Genomic DNA, 17225 nt, shown 5'->3' with positions numbered 1-17225 from the left:
TGCCGGAACCTTGGCCGGTTTAAAGCCACGCTACTGCCCGCGTCTCGCCAGTGTCTACGCATGCACGCACTACACATACGGTCATCCGCTGTGCAACTGCACAGCACGGCCCCCGCCCGAAACCGGGCGGGAAATTACCTGGCAGCGAGCACCGCGGCATAGAGCTCGCGCTTGCTGACGCGGGCCTCTTCGGCCACGGCGGCCACGGCATCCTTGAGCCGGATGCCCTGCGAAACCAGTTCATTGACGGCCGCCACGCTATCCTCCGGTGTCCCGGGGGCCCGTTCCGGCGCGCCTCCCACGACGACGGCGATCTCCCCCCGGACCTCGCTGCTTTCCGCCCACTGCAGAAGTTCGCGCAGGGAGCCGCGGATGACCTCCTCATAAGTCTTGGTCAGCTCACGGCAGACCGCCGCCTTACGGTCCGGCCCGAAGCGCTCATGCAGCGCCCGCAGCATGACCTCGAGCCGGTGCGGCGCCTCGAAGAAGACCATGGTGCGGCGCTCGGCGTCGAGATCCGCCAGCCGCGACGCGCGTTCACCGGCCTTCCGCGGCAGGAATCCCTCGAAGCAGAAGCGGTCCGTGGGAAGTCCGGAGAGTGCCAGTGCCGTGAGCACGGCGGAGGGTCCGGGAACGGCCGTGACAGTGAGCCCCGCGGCTACTGCCCCTTCGACGAGCCGGAAGCCGGGATCGGAAACCGAAGGCATCCCGGCGTCGGTGACCATGACCAGCGTTTTCCCTGTGCGGACCTGCTCCAGCAGCTCCGCTGTCTTGGTGGCTTCGTTGTGCTCGTGGTAGCTGATGACGCGGCCGGCGACGGTGACGTCCAGGCTCTGGACCAGCCGGTGCAGGCGCCTGGTGTCCTCGGCGGCGACGATGTCAGCGGAGGACAGCAGCTCGATGAGCCGCGCGGACGCGTCGCCGACGTTGCCGATGGGCGTGGCCGCCAGGACAATTCGTCCGGGACCGCCGGCGGTGACGTCCTGCCCCGAGCTTGCAGGCGGTTCGGAACTGCTGGTCTGGGCATTGCTCGGGTCTTGGTCCACAGGTCCAGCCTACTGCCGGCCGGAACCTTCAGCGGGCACATAGCCGGGCGTCAGCTGACCGTGGGGGGCGAAAGGTAGCATGGGCAGGTGACACAGACCTCCGTGCGGCCTGACGTGGCCGGATCAGCCAGCACACCGGATTCAGCCTCGGAACCTTCGGGCGGCAAGCCGGGAGGGGTCCGCTGGATCAGCCGCCCCACGGAAGCGTTCACCGCTGAAGCCCTTACCCTTCGACTGCTCGGCGGCATCCGCACCTGGCGGGACTACCCGCCGTCGCTCAGGCTCTGGTTCTGGCTGGTTCCAGCCCTGACCGCCGCCGTGGGCGGTGTCCTCCGGTTCGTCCGCCTGGACGTCCCCCGCGCCCTGGTGTTCGACGAAACGTACTACGTCAAGGACGCCTACTCCCTGCTGGTGAGCGGCTATGAGCGGAACTGGCCGGAGAAGGCGAACGACTCGTTCATCGCAGGCAATCCCGGCGTGCTCCTGAACACGCCCGAGTACGTGGTCCACCCTCCCGTGGGCAAATGGATGATCGCCGCCGGCATGTGGCTATTCGGACCGGACAATCCGGTGGGCTGGCGCTTTGGAGCGGCGCTGACGGGAACGCTGTCCATCGCGCTGCTCGCCCTGATCGCCCAGAAGCTCTTCAGTTCCGTCATTCTGGGGGCGCTGGCGGGGCTGCTGCTGGCCGTTGACGGGCATCACCTGGTGATGTCACGCACGTCGTTGCTGGATATCTTCCTGACGTTCTGGATCCTGGCCGCCTTCGGGGCACTACTGATGGACCGCGACGACGGCCGGCGCCGGCTTGCCCTCCGGCTCGCCCGGCAGGCAGCCGCCACCCCGGCCGGGCGTCCGTCGCCCCTCCAGCTGCTGTCCGGCCCCTGGCTGGGCATCCGGTGGTGGCGTATCGTGGCGGGCGTGTGCCTGGGCCTGGCCGTGGGAACCAAGTGGTCGGGCCTCTTCTTCGTGGCGGGGTTCGGTCTCCTGACGGTCTTCTGGGACCTGAGTGCCCGCCGGATCGCCGGCATCCGCGGCTGGACCAGCGCCGGCATCATCAAGGACGGCATCCTGGCGTTCGCGAGCATCGTCCCCGTGGCCGCGGTGACGTACGCCGCCACCTGGACCGGGTGGTTCCGGTCCACGGATGCCTACTACCGGCAATGGGCCGCCTCGAATCCGAGCGCGGTATGGGGCTGGCTGCCGGACGCGGTCCGGTCCCTGGCGCACTACCACCTTGAGGCCTTCAAGTTCCATCAGGGGCTCAGCTCCGAACACCCGTACGAGGCCAGCGCCTGGAGCTGGCTTGTCATGGGCAGGCCCACGTCCTTCTTCTATGAATCCCCGAAGCAGGGCACGCCCGGCTGCGACCTTTCCAACTGCACGTCGGCCATCCTGTCCGTGGGGAACCCGCTGATCTGGTGGGGCGCGGCCGTCTCCCTGGTGGTCCTGCTGTTCTGGTGGGCGGGACGCCGCGACTGGCGGGCAGGTGCCATTCTGGCAGCCGTCGGGTCGGGGTACCTGCCCTGGTTCCTGTACCCGGAACGCACCATGTTCTTCTTCTACGCCGTTTCCTTTGAGCCGTACCTGATCCTCGCCCTGGTCTACTGCCTGGGCCTGGTGCTGGGGCGCAGGACAGACCCGCTGTGGCGCAGGCGGTCGGGGCTGTACGGCGTTGCCCTGTTTGTTGTGGGCGCCGTGCTGCTCTCGGCTTTCTTCTATCCGGTCTGGACAGCCGAGATCATTTCGTACCAGGACTGGCGCGTCAGGATGTGGATGCCCTCCTGGATCTGAGGCAAGATCCGGATCTGACGCACGGGCCGGATCTGAGGCACAGGCCGGCGTACGCCGTCGCGGTTACAGCCGGGAGGGCTGGTCCGCACCGGCTTCGGCGTCTTCGTCCGTGCCGGCTTCTCCGGCGTCTTCCTTGCCGTCCTTCTTGACGGGCTTGGGCAATCCGCGGCGCCGGCGGGTCGGCCAGGTCAGAACCAGGGTCACGACGGCGGTGACCAGGACGAGTGCCGCGATGACGATGCCGGCGTCGATCCAGAACTGCCCCGGGAAGAGCCGGATCAGCGTGTCTTCCAGGGCAAACGTCCAAGAGCCGTTGGCGAAGAAGATGCGGTGAAATTCCGTGAAGAACTGCTGCCAGCCGAGCGCGGCCAGCGTGCCGAGGCCCAAGATGATGACCAGGGTGACGACGGAACCGGCGAACAGCCCGCGGCGGACGCCGCCTTGGGTGCGGCGGCGCAGGTAGATGACAGCCGCGATGCTGATGAGCGCCAGGAGTGCTCCGGCGCCGAAAGTCGAGAGGATCACGAGCTTGACGTCGGCCATGTGGCTGACTTCGCCGTCTTTGAACAGCTTGTCGCCGCTGCGGTTGACCAGTTCGCCCAAGTAGCGCGGGCCCGACCAGTTGCTCAGGTAGTCCACGGCGTAGGAACCGTAGGTCATGCGGTCGTCGGCGTTGAAGCCATAGCCATCGCCCGGGAAACCCGGCCTGTGGTACTCGACCCACAGGAAGAGCGGGCTGGTCACGGCGCGCACGGCCAGGACAAGGAGGATCACCGGGTAGAAGACTGCCAACAGGACCTGCAGGATCCGCGGCAGCACCGGCTTGGCGTTCGCTGCCTGTTCGCGTTCGGCGTTGCGTCGCTCCACGTCCTCGCGCGGCGGACGCACCTGGAGCGCGGAGGTGGGCAGGGGCTCGCTGAAGTGGGCGCCGCGGGCGGGGACGGTGGACGCTGCGGCATCTGCTGGCCCAGCGGTGTCCGAGTCCTCGGCAGTGTACGCAGCAGCCGCTTCCGCCGCCTTGCGGTCCGCGCGGCTGCCGGGCTGGGCGGCGGAATCGCCGTCCTCAGAGGGGCGCTCCGTGCCTGCGGCGGTCTCCCGCGGTGCGGGTGCCGGCTTCATCCAGTCAAACGCAGGCGCATCGGAATCGCCGGCAGGATCAATGGCCGGCTCATTGGCCGGATCCAGCTGCGGATCGAGCCGTCTGGACGGGGTCGGAGTATTGTCGTTCACTGCAGCTTCACTTCCGTAGGCGTCCGCGCTCCGGGTCGGGCCCAGGCAGCGCTGTGTATCTCCTGAAGAGCCTACCGTCAGGCGCTCCGGCACCGCGAGATGCCACCCCGCGTCCCGCGGGAATCACGCGGCTATTTCTCCGTAGCCGGCGTCTTGGGCGTCAAGGTCGCCCCTCGCCCCGGCCCGGTATGCCCTGCCGCCGCAGACGAGTACGTATAGCCAGAAGGCGGCCAGCACGGCCCCGCCAATGCTGATCTTCCCCCACACCGGCAGGTCGCTGGGCGTAACGAAGCCCTCCACCAGTCCCGACACGAACAGCACCAGGACCAGTCCCAGGGCCACGGTAATCATGGAACGCCCCTCAGCGGCCACGGCGCGGGACCTGGTCCGCGGACCCGGCGACACCATCGCCCAGAAGATCCTCAGTCCCGCGGCACATGCCACGAAGACCGCCGTCAGTTCCATCAGTCCGTGCGGCAGGATGTAGCTGAAGAAGACGTCCGCCTTTCCCACCGCGGCGAAGATGCCGGCAGCCACTCCCACCCCCTGCGCATTGGAAAGCAGGATCATGGGGACCCAGAATCCGGTGATGCCCAGAGCCACCGCCTGCGCACTGATCCAGGCGTTGTTGGTCCACACAGCCCCCGCGAACGAGGCGGCCGGGTTCTCCGAGTAGTAGTCGATGAAGTCCTCCTCCACATACCGCCGGACCTCGTCCTCCGACGCAACGGCCCGCAGGGCCTCGGGGGACGTTCCGATCCACCAGGCATATGCGCAGCCGATGATGCAGAACACGATTCCGCAGGCAAACGTCAGCCAGCGGATTCGGAACAAGGCGGCGGGCAGGGAGACGACGAAGAACTTCGCAAGGTCCGCCAGGAAATTCGACCGTGCGCCGGTGAATCGCGTGCGCGCCTGCGCAAGCGTGGCCGATAGCGACGCCGAGAGACCGCTTTCTGCGCCGGTGGACCGCAGCAGGGACAGGTGTGCGGAAGTCGCCTGGTAGAGGCGCAAGAGTTCGTCGGCGTCAGCGCCGCTGAGAAGCCGTTTGTGCGCGAGGAAATGCAGTCTCGACCACGTGTCCGAGTTGACGGCGGAGAAGGCATCCATGTCCACGCCACTACCCTAACCTGCCGCGAACTAGACTTTAGGCGACCACTAGGCCGCACGAGGTAAGGGGCACGAATTGAGTCCACTCATCACAGGCGAGGCAGTTGTCCTTGAACTGCGCCCGGCGTCCTTTGCGGCCCGCGCCATGGGGCTGCTGCTTGACGTCCTGGCGCATACCGCATTGCTGGTGGGGATCCTGCTGGCAGTGGCCGCCGCGGGCGATGAATTGGACCAGGCTGCCGTGCAGGCGCTCATCCTGGTCAGCGTGGTGTTCTGTCTCGTCATTGTTCCTGCGGCCGTGGAAACTCTGACCCGGGGCCTTTCGCTCGGAAAGCTGGCCGCCGGGCTGCGGATCGTGCGGGACGACGGCGGGGCGATCCGCTTCCGCCACGCGGTCATCCGGGCATTGATTGGCTTCCTGGAGATCTACCTGACGCTCGGCGGAATCGCGATTGTCGTTGCCCTGTTCGATGACAGGTCGCGGCGGCTCGGCGACATTGTGGCCGGAACATATTCGCTGCGCCGACGCGTCCCGGTGGAGCCGCCGGTCGTGGCGGTCACCCCGCGGTATCTTCACGCCTGGGCGGCCGCGGCGGACATTGGCCGGATCCCGGATGCCCTGGGCCGCCGCGCGGCACAGTTCGTCCGGCAGGCACCACGGATGTCTCCGCTGTCACGCAGCGGAATGGCAGCGTCCCTTGCATCGGAAGTGGCCGCCTTCGTGGCCCCGGCTCCGCCGTCCGGCACGACTCCCGACGATTACCTTGCGGCGGTCCTTGCCGAGCGCCGCAGCCGCGAGCTCCGGCGCCTCGAGCAAGCCAGGAAACAGAGCGGCAGGATCGGCGAACGCCTCCACCGCCTCCCCTTCAGCGCCGGCCGGGACACCCCCGCGGGCTAACGTTTGGCGTACTGCGCCCAGGGGATGTTCCAGTCACCGTAGCCTTCGAGCGGCTCGACGGCCGCCGCGCCGGTGTTGAGGACCTGGACCACGTCCCCTGTCTTCATGTTGTTGAAGAACCACACGGCGTCCGCGGGCAGCAGCCCCACGCAGCCGTGCGACACGTTGGAGACCCCCACGTAGCTCCACGCAGACTCAAGGGCCTGGTGGACGTAGACACCGGACCACGTGAGCCTGTTGGCGTACTCCACGGTGAGCGGCGGGTAGTAGCCTTTGTCCCCCGGCTTGAGGCCGATGCTGCCGGCGTTGAACTTGGAACGCCGTTCCTGCTGCAGGATGACGGCGTAACCCGTGGGTGACCGCCATTCGGGATTGCCCAGAGTGACGGGAGCAGTCTTGACGAGCTTGCCGTCGAAATAGACCTTCATGGTCTTGGTGATGTCGTCCACGACCGCCAGGCGCTGCGTGCCGACCTTGAACTGCACCTTGGCATTGAAGTTGCCGATCATCTTGTTGCCGAAGTCGACGCCGAAGAGCTTCATGTCCAGGCTGACCCGGCTGTTGGACGCCCAGAACTTCTCTGGCCGGATGCGGGCGCGCTGGTCCGAGTACCAGTGCCAGGCCACGGGCTGCTTGGAGGAAACGGTGATCTTCACTGCCTTCTCCACGGCGGCCTTGTTGGCCACAGGTTCGCTGAAGACGATGTCGATGGGCTGCCCCGCCCCGACGGTGGAGCCGTTCTCCGGATAGACGGCGGCGTCCGCCTCGTTGGCGCTTTCAACCGTGTGGAAGGTCTGGCTCCTCTTGGTTTCCCGGCCCGCCTCATCCACGATCGTGAAACTGTAGCTGTAGGCCGTGTTGAAGAGCAGCGGGTCCAGGGTGGTCCACGTGCTGCCGTCGGCACTCACCGTGCCCTTGACCGGCGCTCCGCCCGAAGTGGGCGCCAGCACCACGTCCTTGACGAGTCCGTTCACGGCCTTCACCGATGGTGCCACCGCCGGGTTGACGCCCTTGGCGCCGTCCGTGGGCGTGACACCCAGTTCGACGGCCTTGACCACGGGGGCGGCCAGTCCGGGCTCATTGCGGACGGGCGTGGAAGCCTCGGATTCGGGCGCGGGGTTTGCCCAGCCCGGCGCGGTGGCGACACCGATTCCTCCTGCGGCAACCGCAGCGCAGAGCGCCACGACGGCGAGGATCTTGCCGATCTTCCGCGTGTTCTTATCCGTCATGACAGATTCTCCATGTCCCCGCCGGGCCGCCCGTCGGCGTCCGTCCGTGTGCCCAGCAGTAACGCTGACCAGTCAATTTTATCGCACGGCAGGGCAACACCCCGCCCGGGCCATGCGGGCGGGGGCATGGCACACCCGGCGCCGCCCTCCGGGGCGCCCGGTGCCAGCGCCTAGTAGCGGTAGTGCTCGGGCTTGTACGGACCGGCCACGTCCACGTCGAGGTAGTCAGCCTGGTCCTTGGACAGCTCGGTCAGTTCTACGCCCAGCGCACCGAGGTGCAGCCGGGCCACCTTCTCGTCGAGGATCTTCGGCAGGACATAGACCTGGTTGTCGTATTCCCTCGCGCCCGCAGGCTGGTCCTTCTTCGTGAACAGCTCGATCTGGGCGATCGTCTGGTTCGCGAAGGAGTTGCTCATGACGAACGACGGGTGGCCGGTCGCGTTGCCCAGGTTCAGGAGCCGTCCCTCGGAGAGGACGATGATGGACCGTGCTTCGGCGCCGTCCGCGGCGTCGCCTTCGAAGACCCATTCGTGGACCTGGGGCTTGATTTCGACCTTCCTGATGCCGGGAACCCGGCCGAGGCCCGCCATGTCGATCTCGTTGTCGAAGTGGCCGATGTTGCCCACGATGGCCTTGTTCTTCATCCCGACCATGTGCTCGGCCATGATGACGTCCTTGTTGCCCGTGGTGGTGATGAAGATGTCACCCTGCGCCAGAACAGTCTCAAGCTTTGCCACCTGGTAGCCGTCCATGGCCGCCTGCAGCGCACAGATGGGATCGATCTCGGTGACGATCACCCGGGCGCCCTGGCCGCGGAGCGCCTCGGCGGCGCCCTTTCCGACGTCGCCGTAACCGCAGACGACGGCGACCTTGCCGCCGATCAGGACGTCGGTGGCCCGGTTGAGGCCGTCCGGCAGCGAGTGACGGATCCCGTATTTGTTGTCGAACTTGCTCTTGGTCACGGAGTCGTTGACGTTGATGGCGGGGAAGAGCAGCTTGCCTTGCTCGGCCAGCTGGTAGAGGCGGTGCACGCCGGTGGTGGTTTCCTCGCTGACGCCGTGGATTCCTGCGGCGAGGCGTGTCCACTTCTTCGGGTCCTCGGCCAGGGTCCGGCGCAGGAGGTCAAGGACGATGCCGTATTCCTCGGGATCGTTGGCCCCGGCGGCCGGAACGGCGCCGGCAGCCTCGAACTCGACACCGCGGTGCACCAGCAGCGTGGCGTCGCCGCCGTCGTCGAGAATCATGTTCGGCCCCAGCTCGGGGTTCGTGTCGGCGCCCGGCCAGGTGAGGATCTGCTCGGCAGTCCACCAGTATTCCTCGAGGGTCTCGCCCTTCCAGGCGAAGACCGGAACACCCTGCGGGTCCTCGACGGTGCCCTTGCCGACCACGACGGCGGCCGCGGCCTCGTCCTGGGTGGAGAAGATGTTGCAGGATGCCCAGCGGACCTCGGCGCCGAGCGCGGTCAGGGTCTCGATGAGGACGGCCGTCTGCACGGTCATGTGCAGCGAACCCGCGATGCGTGCGCCCTTCAGCGGCTGGCTGGGCCCGAATTCCCGGCGCAGGGACATCAGTCCGGGCATTTCGTGCTCGGCGAGGCGGATCTGGTGGCGTCCGGCCTCGGCCAGGGAGATGTCGGCAACCTTGTAATCGAGAGTCATGGGAATCCTTTGCTGTATCCGGCGTCGTGGCTTCTGCGGTGCGGGCGGGAGTTTAGGCGGTGGGTGCGGCCGTCGCGGGGCCGTCGTGCTGGTCCGAACGGGCAGCGTTGGCCGCGGCGACGAGTTCGGGGGGAAGGAGCAGGGGAATGCCGTCTTCAATGGCGTAGCGCATCGGTTCGCCATTGTCTGCCGGGGCGGTTGAGACGAGCTCCTCGCCTTCCTGGGTCAGGGCCGATCCGGTGACCGGGCACCGCAGGACGGACAACAGTTCAGGACTGATCTTTGGCATGATGGTTGCTCCCTGCTGGGCGCGGCGCGCTGTGGCTGACGGATTTGCAGCTCCCAGCCTACCGCCAGTTCGGCGTCAGGACGGTTCGCGCAGGACACGCAGATGGCCCCGGCGGGCACCCTCCGTGCCGGCGGGCGCCTCGAGCGCTGAATGCGTGCCGCGCTGCCCTTGCGCAGGGGCTGACGACGACGGCCGGGAGGCCGCCTCGCGCACGGCGTCGGCCAGCGCCAGCAAGTCATCCGGGCCGGGCTGTGGCCGCTCCGACGGCATCGCTAGGCGCAGGACTTCCCAGCCCCGCGGCACGGTCAGGGAGCCGGCATGCTGCTCGCAGAGATCGTAACAATGCGGCTCCGCGTAGGTGGCCAGCGGTCCGAGGACCGCCGTGGAATCTGCGTAGACGTACGTCAAAGTTGCCACCGCGGACTGGCGGCAGGCTGACCTGGAACATTGACGGATAGCACCCACGACATCACAGACTACTCCGGGTGGGGATCGTTTTCCGACATTGACGGCGGCCCGCGCCGCGCCGGTGCCGCTCGGCGCGGATTATGTCGCGCAAATCATCCGCCGGGTTTAGAGTCTGTATATGCAGTCATCGCACCATGATTCGGGTTTTACGGTCCGGTTGGCTGACCCCGACGCTCCCCTAAACGCCACCGGCTCTGTTCCCGCGCGAAGCTTTGTGCAGCGCCGACGCAACCGGCACGGACGCGGGCTCCGCGGCGAACTGACGCTGCCCACGCTGCCCGCTTACCGGACGCGCTCGGACCGGTTCGACGAATTCGTCATGGACTCCGCCCAGCGCCTCCACGACATCTGGGGCAAGCCGCTCGACGGCGTGCGGTTCGCCGTCGAGGAGATCCCGCCGAACCTGGAGCAGCTCGTGGCCGACAGATCGCCGGCCCCCCTTGGCTCCTACACGCCCGCCACCGAGGACGAGGGACCCGTCATTACGCTGTTCCGCAGGGTGGTTGAACAGGCGTGCCCGGTCCCGGAAGAACTTCAGGACCTCGTGCACGACGTTGTGGTCGAACACACTGCTGAAATGCTCGGCGTGGCGCCGGAGACCCTGGACCCTGTTTACCGCCGCCGCTACTGATTCGCGGCGGTAAACAGGGCCTGGCCGCAGTCCGGCAGGGCCTGCACCGCACACCGGACCTACTGGCCCAGCGTCACCTTCACTTTTTCCTGCCCCTCGGCGCCGGGAGCGATGGCGACCGTGGAGACGTCGTTGCGGCCCTCCCGCTCAAGGAGGACCGTACCGTAGGCCGCGCCGCCGGAGGCGGACACCACGTAGGCGACGACCGGTGACTTTCCGATTTCGGCCGGCACCTTCAGGGACGTCGTGGTGCCCCCGGCGATGTTCGCGCTGGCGGCGGGACGGAGCTTGCCGTCGGCAGTGATGGGGGTGTAGGAAATGGTGGCCCGGTCATCCAGCGCCCCGAATACGAGCAGCCGCTCGCCGTCCTGCGGAACCGGCACAACATGCTGGCTGCCGAGCTGGGCCGTTGACGGCGCCCAGCCAAAATCCGAACTTTGGCTGGCCTTCAGGCCCCGGTTCACGCGGGCGCCGGCCACGATGGTCACATCCGACGTCGCCGACACGGTGTACTGGCCGGCCGGAACGCCGGCCAGTGGAACATCCGTCACCGTCCCGGCCTTGGCGGTAACGACGCCACCGCCGGGCAGCGCCTTCTGCCCGGCGCTCCCGAAGAGCTTGACCTCCACCACGGCATCAATGGGCCCCGGAACGGTGATCTGGACGGAAGGTGCGGCGTCGAGGTAGCCTGGCGCGGCGGTGAGCGCTGCCAGCCCGTCCGGGTCCTGGATGTCGATTCCCGTCATGACCTGGCGGGCCGCCGGCGCGGTCCCGGGGGCAATGAAATCGACCCCTCCCGGCGTCAGACCCCGCAGCACGCTCTGCTGGATGAATGCGCTGACCGGTCCGCCCGTGCTGCGGGCGTGGACGCTTAACCGCTCTTCACCGGGGGCCAGGCCTGCCAGCACAATGGAGCGGGTGGATTTCGGAGCAACCAGCAGCCCCCTGCTGCCGGGGGCCTTGATCTGGCCGCTCTTGCCAAAAAGCTCCAGGCTGACCGTGGCTGGCGTGGTGGAGGCGTTGGTCATGTTCAGGACACTGCTGCGGCCCACTGCCGTATTGGCCCCCGTAAGCCAGAGGTCGTTCGACGGCGCCTGGCACGCAGCGGCGGCTGACCCTTGCAGGTCCCCGTCCGTAGCCGTGTAGTTCATGACGGCGGCTGCGGACGGCTGCCGGTTGCCCAGCGCGTCGGCACTCAGGACGCTGACGTCCTCCACGCTCCGCTGGGCGACGATGCCGGCGAGCTGGCCGGACGCGCCCGCCGGAGCTGTCGCACTGCCGGGAACGTCAGCGATGCGCAGCAGTTCCGAGCCGCCCAGTGCGGACAGCCTGCTTCCGGGCAGCGAACCGCCGGCCGCGCTGACGACGGCCGCCGAGACCGAACTCCGGGCCGTGGCCGATACCGGACTGAACTGCGGGTCCGTCCCCACCGGCGTTCCTTCGAGCAGCTTCGCCGGGCCGGGGCACACATCCTGGCTGCTGCCCGCAGGAACGGAAGCCAGCGGGATCTCGAGCCGGCGGTCACTGGCGGGCTGCGGAGCGAGGGATGCAGCTGAGACCAGCCCGCCCCCGGCCGCCAGAATCGCTACCGCCGACAGCAGGCCGGTAACCATGCCGCGGCGTGCGGGGCGCCTGCCCTTTTTTGCAGGTTTCGCCCGTTCTTCGCTGCGGACGCCGACTCCTTCGGAGGGTGCCGGTGAAGACGCTGCCGGTGTTCCGGCGTCGTTCTCTTCCTTATGCATTCTGGTATTCCTTACGCAGGGAGCCTTCGTCCCTGGACAGGCCGGTATTGGGGCGCCGTGCCGGCATGGGCAGCGCCAGGAGGACTGTCAGGCCGATCACCGCCGCCTGGATGATTCCCGTCCACGGCGCCCACGGGCTCTCGTAGCGGACGGTGACCTGCCCCGCCTGCGTAGGCAGCGTGAATGCCTGGGACCAGCCCGAGGTGGTGGAGGTGAGCCTGCGGCCGTCGTGCCAGGCGGTCCAGCCCGGGTCCGCGCGCTCCGCGAGGACCAGGAGCCTGCCTTCGGGGCCCTTCGGCACGGCCGTTTCCACGTTGGTAAGGCCCGACGGAAGGAGACTGATCGTAGCGCCCTTGCCGTCGACGATGCGGACGCGGTGGGCGACGTCGGCGGGCTGCAGGACGGCCTGGTTCAGCGGGCTGACTCGCCATAGCCAGCCGGAGTCCGTCTGGCCCACGGCCACGAGCCCGGGCACGGCGTCCATGCGGCTCGCCGTCAGCTGCGCCGCGGTGTCCGACGCGCGGAGCACCACGAAACCGGCCCCGAGCTGTTCGAGTTCGGGCCGCGGGTCGACGCCCTGGCCCGCGACGAGCGTGGCCACGGTGGTGCGAAGCGCGGCTGTGACTTCGTCATCCTCGCGCACCGATTCGCTGCCCGGATTCCCCCGGATGTTGCGCGCCGAGGCGATGGTGGAAAGGCCGTCCAGCGTTGTGCCGGCACCGCGCATCAGCGAGGCGTCGTACGTCTCGTCCTCACCCGTGCCGATCAGCAGGGTGCGTGACTGCTCCGGACCTTCACCGCGGTCGATGGCCGTGGCAGGAAGGCTTCGCGGATTCGTGGCAGCCACGAGGCGGGGAGTTCCCAGCGCAGGTGTGTCCGCAGCGGCCCCTGCAGTAGCGGCGGGCTGGAGAACGTTCTGGGCCGCCCAGGCGGCGAGGCCCGCCGCCGGACCGGCAAGGAGGAGCACTACGGCCACCGCCGCAGCGGAACGGACCAGGATGGCCCGCCGGCCGCGCGGCGCAGTTTCAGGAGCCTTGCCGGCTGAAGCGGCGCCGGCTTCGGGGGAAGTGCGGGGCCCGGCAAGGGAAAGCAGGGCGTCGCCGCCGATGAGTGCCGCCCCGAGCAGCGCGAACACGGCGGCGGACACCACGGGCCCGGCGAACGGCGCCACCAGGGCCTGCTCCGTGGCTCCGGTGGCGACGTGCCCGGCCAGCCATCCCCCGGCCAGCACAACGAGCGCGCCCGCCCACAGGGCCCGGGCAACGCGGACGCGCCGAGCCGGAATGAGCAGCGCAGCCACCGCCAGTGCGAGCACCGGCGCGCCGATCAGGAGCGCCAGCACGAGTGCCCATGGCACGGGACCGGCCGCGAAAAACGCCAGGCCGGACAGCCCGGCTGCGGAGTCGAAGCTGAGGGGCTGGCCCAGAACCTGCTGCCAGAGCGGAGCCGCGTCGAACGCCAGCGGCAGTCCCGGATCGGCGAGAAGGGCCCGGGGCCGGTCCAGGGTGGACAGGGCGAACGGGACGAACAGAGCCGCGCTCGGGAGCAGGGCCCACCACAGGGTGCGTCCCCTCCCCCGCAGCAGCAGCCCGCTCAGGACCACAACGATGGCGGCCGGCACCAGCAGCGACGGCGCCGAAGCGGTGACTACGGCCAAGGCGAGCCCTGCCGCTGCGGCAGCCGTCCAGGACGGTGTGCCGTTGACGCCGGGTTTCACCGGTAGCTTGTCACCCTGATGCCGCTGGCCCGTGGCGGGCACGGCAAAGCGGCCGCGTCCGATCGCGGAGCCTGTGGCGCGCAGCAGCGCGAGCACCAGCAGAGGCATCATGACGTGGGCCACGAGGGCGCCCACGCGTCCCTGGTTGACGGCGATCTGCAAGGCCGGTGCCCCGGCCCAAACGACCGCCGCTGCGAGCCGGAACCGGCGGAGCGACGTCAAGGCGCCCGAAGCGAACCAGGCGGCCAGCCCGGACAACGGCATGGCAAGCAGGAGCAGCCAGATGAGGGCGCCGTTCGCGTTTCCCCCGCCCAGCAGGCCCAGGACCCACAGGACGTAGCCAAAGGGATCACCGTGGCCCGGCAATCCGGCGCCGAGTCCGATCCACCAGCTCGAGGCGTGATGCCAGATGTCCCCCAGCCTGGCGGAGGCCGGCAGGAGTGCGCCTCCGGCGGCGGCGTCGGCCTGGAAGAGTGCGGCCAGTCCGGCAAAGGAAGCCACCGAGGCAAGAATCACGGCGGCGAGGGCGCCGTTACCCACCCAGCCGCGTTCGCTGGTGGAGAGAGCAGCGAAGTCGTTCGTGGAGTCGCCGCTGGGCTGTTCCGCCAGTGAATCGTTCCCGCTGTCGGCCGCCTGTGTATCGTCGTCGGCGCCCAAAGCTTCCATGAGCGAACGCCGGTGGCCCCACACTTCGCGCCGTTCGGTCTGCAGCGCGTTGACCACCGAGCGCCGCACGCGGCGGGTGCGGGCGGCATTCCGGCGCCCGCGGAAGACTGCCCCGGGCCGGCCAAGGGCCGCCAGTGTCGCCAAAAGCTGGGAGAAGCCGTGCCCCGGGTCCTTCACGGCAATGCTGAAGACCAGTTTGAAGATGCTGCCCAGCAGCGCCCCCACCGTGTGCAGCGGGACCGCCCACAGCGGTGCATGCTTGAGCCGGAGGTGCACCTGGGCCCGGCGCGCGGCCGTGGCGGTGCCCAGTGCATGCGGCCGGTGCGCAACGTGGAACATTTTGGCGCTGGGCACCACGACAACGCGGTGTCCGGCCAGCCGGTTCCGCCAGCAGAAGTCCACGTCGTCACCGGTGCCGGCGAGCGCCGGATCAAAACCTTTGAGGTGTTCCCAGACGTCGCGTCGGACCAGCATTCCGGCAGAGTTGACGGCGAAGGTGTCGGAGCGGCCGTCATACTGGCCCTGGTCGAGCTCATCCGCTTCGATCAGGGTGAGCCGCTCGGCCCAGCGGCTGGTGGAAAGTCCGACGTCGATCAGCCGCCGCTTGTCGTCCCAGTCCAGTTGCTTGCACCCTGCCACCGTGACTGACGGCGCACGCTCCACGGCCTGCAGCAGCTCCGCCAGCGCCTCCGGGGCGGGGGCTGCATCATCGTGCAGGAGCCAGATCCATTCGGAGGCAGTCTCCTCGGTTTCCGGGTTCCACGGGGCCAGTGCAGCAAGGCCTGCCGATACGGCAGCGCCCATCCCTGTTTTGCCGGCGCGGATACGGGTGACGCTGGCTTTGCCGAACGCACCTGCAAGGAGGGCGGCGGAATTGTCCTGTGAACCTGTATCCACCCCGATCGCAGCGTCCGCCGGCCGGGTCTGGCCCGCCAATGCCGCCAGGGTCCTGGGGAGATAGTCACTGCCGTTATGGGCAACCACAACGGCAGTGACGTGTACTTCCTGAAGAATTAGACTGCTCGCTTCCTCAGCCGACGGCGCTCACGTTCGGAGAGGCCTCCCCAAATACCAAAGCGCTCATCGTTCGCCAAAGCATATTCAAGGCACTGGGACCGGACGTTGCACGCTCCGCAGACCTTCTTGGCGTCCCGTGTGGAGCCTCCCTTTTCGGGGAAGAACGCCTCAGGGTCAGTCTGCGCGCACAAAGCATCAGTCTGCCAGCCGAGCTCGCCTTCGTCGTCGAAGTCCTGCTCGCGGGGCAAACCTATCCACACCGGCTGGGTCAGCGTGCCCGCTCCGGGGGTCCGCAGTTCCATCGGCGGATCGCTGAGGTCCTCGTCCAGCTCTGGCCGGCCGCCCAGCAGTGCTTCATGCTCTGCCAGGAACGCGGTGGCCTGGTCCTGCAACGACGCAGTGGTGTCCAAGTTGTACCGCTCGGCGGCATCCGGATCAGCCGGATCTACGTACCAGTCACTCGGCACGCCCCGCGAGCGGTATTTTGCAGTGGCCTGGCCGGCCACAACGGCTTCCTCATGGATACGCTCAACTTGCCCCATGGCGTCCCCTCCCCGAATAGTGCAGCCTTTGCCCGGACGCTCAGGACACTAGGTTTGTGTGCCCGAGCTTCGCGGTGGCTTTGATTACTAATTACACGCGTGTAAGTAATGGGAGTCAAGCCGTCGCCCGGATAATAATCAATGGCCGACCTGATCACGGGCCGCGCCACGCCCGGGAATTTTTTCGCGGGGCCGGATTCCGGGGTCGCATAATTTGACAGCAAGCTTAGTGTTTGGTTAGCGTGCACCGCAATTCCGCGGAAACCCCAGGAATGCGGCACGTTATCGCAAAACGACATTAGTAACGCGATGTGTCGGAGATCACGGCTTCCGGATGGTTGATCCGGGCCGGCCGCGGCCCTCGCGGGCTGTGCCGGGGACTGCCGACGCCGGCGGCGGACACCGGCCCAGCGGCCGACCTGGGCGCTGCCCGGTCCAGCCACGACCCCGGTGGACACACGTGCTCTGCGTGGCAAGATGAAGCCATGAACATCCCGGCCATTGATCTGATGACGGCCCTGCGCTCGGGCCACTCCACCTCCCCCCGCCTCACCTGGTACGGACCCGACTCGGAGCGTGTGGAGCTCTCCGGCCGGGTGCTGGATAACTGGGTGGCAAAGACAAGCAACCTTTTGCAGGACGAACTCGACGCAGGACCCGGAACGCGGCTGCGGCTTGACCTGCCGGCACACTGGAAATCCATGATCTGGGCCCTTGCGGCCTGGCAGCTTGGCATGGAGGTGATCCTGGACGGCGACGGCGCGGAGCTGCTGGCGACCTCCGAGCCGACGCGGGCCGGGGACGGGTTCGACGCCGTCATTGCGGTGCCGCTGCCCGCCCTGGCCATGCGGTGGCCTGGTGAACTGCCCGCCGGTGTTCTCGACTACGCGGCTGAGGTCCGCTCGCACGGTGACGTCTTCATGGCCCACAACGATCCGGATCCAGGTCAGCCGGCCGTCCGACGCGCCGGCGGCACAGCCGTGCGCCATGGGGAACTGCTGGACGGGTTCGCCGCCGGGCACGAGGGCGGGGCCAGGCTGCTGGTCAAAGCCGCTGACGGGCTGGAGGCCGCGCTGGCCAACGCCCTCGGCGTGTGGAAGAACGACGGGTCAGTGGTGTTGGTGCACGGCGACGTGGAGCTCACGGACAAACTGCTCGCGGCGGAGCGCATCCACGGCGATTGAAATC

The 17225-nt window shown here is 68.1% G+C and carries 14 protein-coding genes; 4 read left to right on the top strand and 10 right to left on the bottom strand.

The genetic code is table 11. The annotated features are described in order from the left end of the window. Positions 1-134: 134 nt before the first annotated feature. A complete protein-coding gene (gene rsmI / locus ABFP37_RS00645) occupies positions 135-1046 on the bottom strand; it encodes a 16S rRNA (cytidine(1402)-2'-O)-methyltransferase (RefSeq protein ID WP_078030090.1) in 912 nt (303 codons plus the stop codon). 87 nt (positions 1047-1133) lie between these two features. Between rsmI and ABFP37_RS00640 the strand changes: the two genes are divergently transcribed. Then, positions 1134-2840, top strand: a complete 1707-nt coding sequence (locus ABFP37_RS00640) for a phospholipid carrier-dependent glycosyltransferase (RefSeq protein ID WP_347032434.1) — start codon at positions 1134-1136, stop codon at positions 2838-2840. A gap of 63 nt (positions 2841-2903) precedes the next feature. Here the strand turns inward: ABFP37_RS00640 and ABFP37_RS00635 are convergent, their stop codons facing one another. Together ABFP37_RS00635 and ABFP37_RS00630 are read right to left on the bottom strand one after the other, a co-directional pair. Then, positions 2904-4070 (bottom strand): TIGR01906 family membrane protein, encoded by a 1167-nt coding sequence (locus ABFP37_RS00635; RefSeq protein WP_347032433.1) that lies wholly within the window; start codon positions 4068-4070, stop codon positions 2904-2906. Positions 4071-4193: 123 nt separating this feature from the next. Further along, positions 4194-5180, bottom strand: a complete 987-nt coding sequence (locus ABFP37_RS00630; RefSeq protein WP_347032569.1) for a stage II sporulation protein M — start codon at positions 5178-5180, stop codon at positions 4194-4196. A gap of 76 nt (positions 5181-5256) precedes the next feature. Between ABFP37_RS00630 and ABFP37_RS00625 the strand changes: the two genes are divergently transcribed. Then, entirely contained in the window at positions 5257-6078 is an 822-nt protein-coding gene (locus ABFP37_RS00625; RefSeq protein ID WP_347032432.1) for an RDD family protein, read from the top strand. On the opposite strand, the gene ABFP37_RS00620 is transcribed toward ABFP37_RS00625, so the two are convergent. From ABFP37_RS00620 to ABFP37_RS00605, 4 genes are all read right to left on the bottom strand, one after another. After that, complete coding sequence (locus ABFP37_RS00620; protein WP_347032431.1) at positions 6075-7307, bottom strand: Ig-like domain-containing protein; 1233 nt, start codon at positions 7305-7307, stop codon at positions 6075-6077. The two genes, ABFP37_RS00625 and ABFP37_RS00620, sit on opposite strands and share 4 nt — an antisense overlap. A 170-nt stretch (positions 7308-7477) precedes the next feature. After that, positions 7478-8965 carry an adenosylhomocysteinase gene (ahcY, locus tag ABFP37_RS00615; RefSeq protein WP_347032430.1) on the bottom strand — a complete coding sequence of 496 codons (1488 nt, stop codon included), beginning with the start codon at positions 8963-8965 and terminating at the stop codon, positions 7478-7480. 52 nt (positions 8966-9017) lie between these two features. After that, positions 9018-9254: a hypothetical protein gene (locus ABFP37_RS00610; protein WP_078030097.1), complete on the bottom strand. Its 237-nt coding sequence runs from the start codon at positions 9252-9254 to the stop codon at positions 9018-9020. A 75-nt stretch (positions 9255-9329) separates the two neighbouring features. After that, the gene (locus ABFP37_RS00605) at positions 9330-9719 is read right to left on the bottom strand and encodes a DUF3499 domain-containing protein (protein ID WP_347032429.1); all 390 of its coding nucleotides are present in this window, start codon (positions 9717-9719) and stop codon (positions 9330-9332) included. A 121-nt stretch (positions 9720-9840) separates the two neighbouring features. On the opposite strand from ABFP37_RS00605, the gene ABFP37_RS00600 reads away from it, so the two are divergent. Next, positions 9841-10353, top strand: a complete 513-nt coding sequence (locus tag ABFP37_RS00600; protein WP_347032428.1) for a metallopeptidase family protein — start codon at positions 9841-9843, stop codon at positions 10351-10353. Between the two features lie 59 nt (positions 10354-10412). On the opposite strand, the gene ABFP37_RS00595 is transcribed toward ABFP37_RS00600, so the two are convergent. Genes ABFP37_RS00595 through ABFP37_RS00585 form a run of 3 tightly spaced genes read right to left on the bottom strand, consistent with a single transcriptional unit; the run spans position 10413 to position 15749 of the window. Beyond that, positions 10413-12095, bottom strand: a complete 1683-nt coding sequence (locus ABFP37_RS00595) for a DUF5719 family protein (protein ID WP_347032427.1) — start codon at positions 12093-12095, stop codon at positions 10413-10415. Further along, positions 12088-15492 (bottom strand): glycosyltransferase family 2 protein, encoded by a 3405-nt coding sequence (locus ABFP37_RS00590; RefSeq protein WP_347032568.1) that lies wholly within the window; start codon positions 15490-15492, stop codon positions 12088-12090. Before ABFP37_RS00590 ends, ABFP37_RS00595 begins: the two co-directional genes overlap by 8 nt. Beyond that, complete coding sequence (locus tag ABFP37_RS00585) at positions 15492-15749, bottom strand: WhiB family transcriptional regulator (RefSeq protein WP_347032567.1); 258 nt, start codon at positions 15747-15749, stop codon at positions 15492-15494. The genes ABFP37_RS00590 and ABFP37_RS00585 overlap by 1 nt, the downstream gene beginning before the upstream one ends. A gap of 773 nt (positions 15750-16522) precedes the next feature. Between ABFP37_RS00585 and ABFP37_RS00580 the strand changes: the two genes are divergently transcribed. Next, positions 16523-17221, top strand: a complete 699-nt coding sequence (locus ABFP37_RS00580; RefSeq protein ID WP_078030103.1) for a TIGR03089 family protein — start codon at positions 16523-16525, stop codon at positions 17219-17221. Positions 17222-17225: the final 4 nt, after the last annotated feature.

Source organism: Burkholderia sp. RS01, assembly GCF_039748055.1.
Lineage (GTDB): Bacteria > Actinomycetota > Actinomycetes > Actinomycetales > Micrococcaceae > Arthrobacter.
The sequence above is the reverse complement of the archived record's forward strand: the minus strand, read 5'-3'. Positions and strand labels throughout refer to the sequence as shown.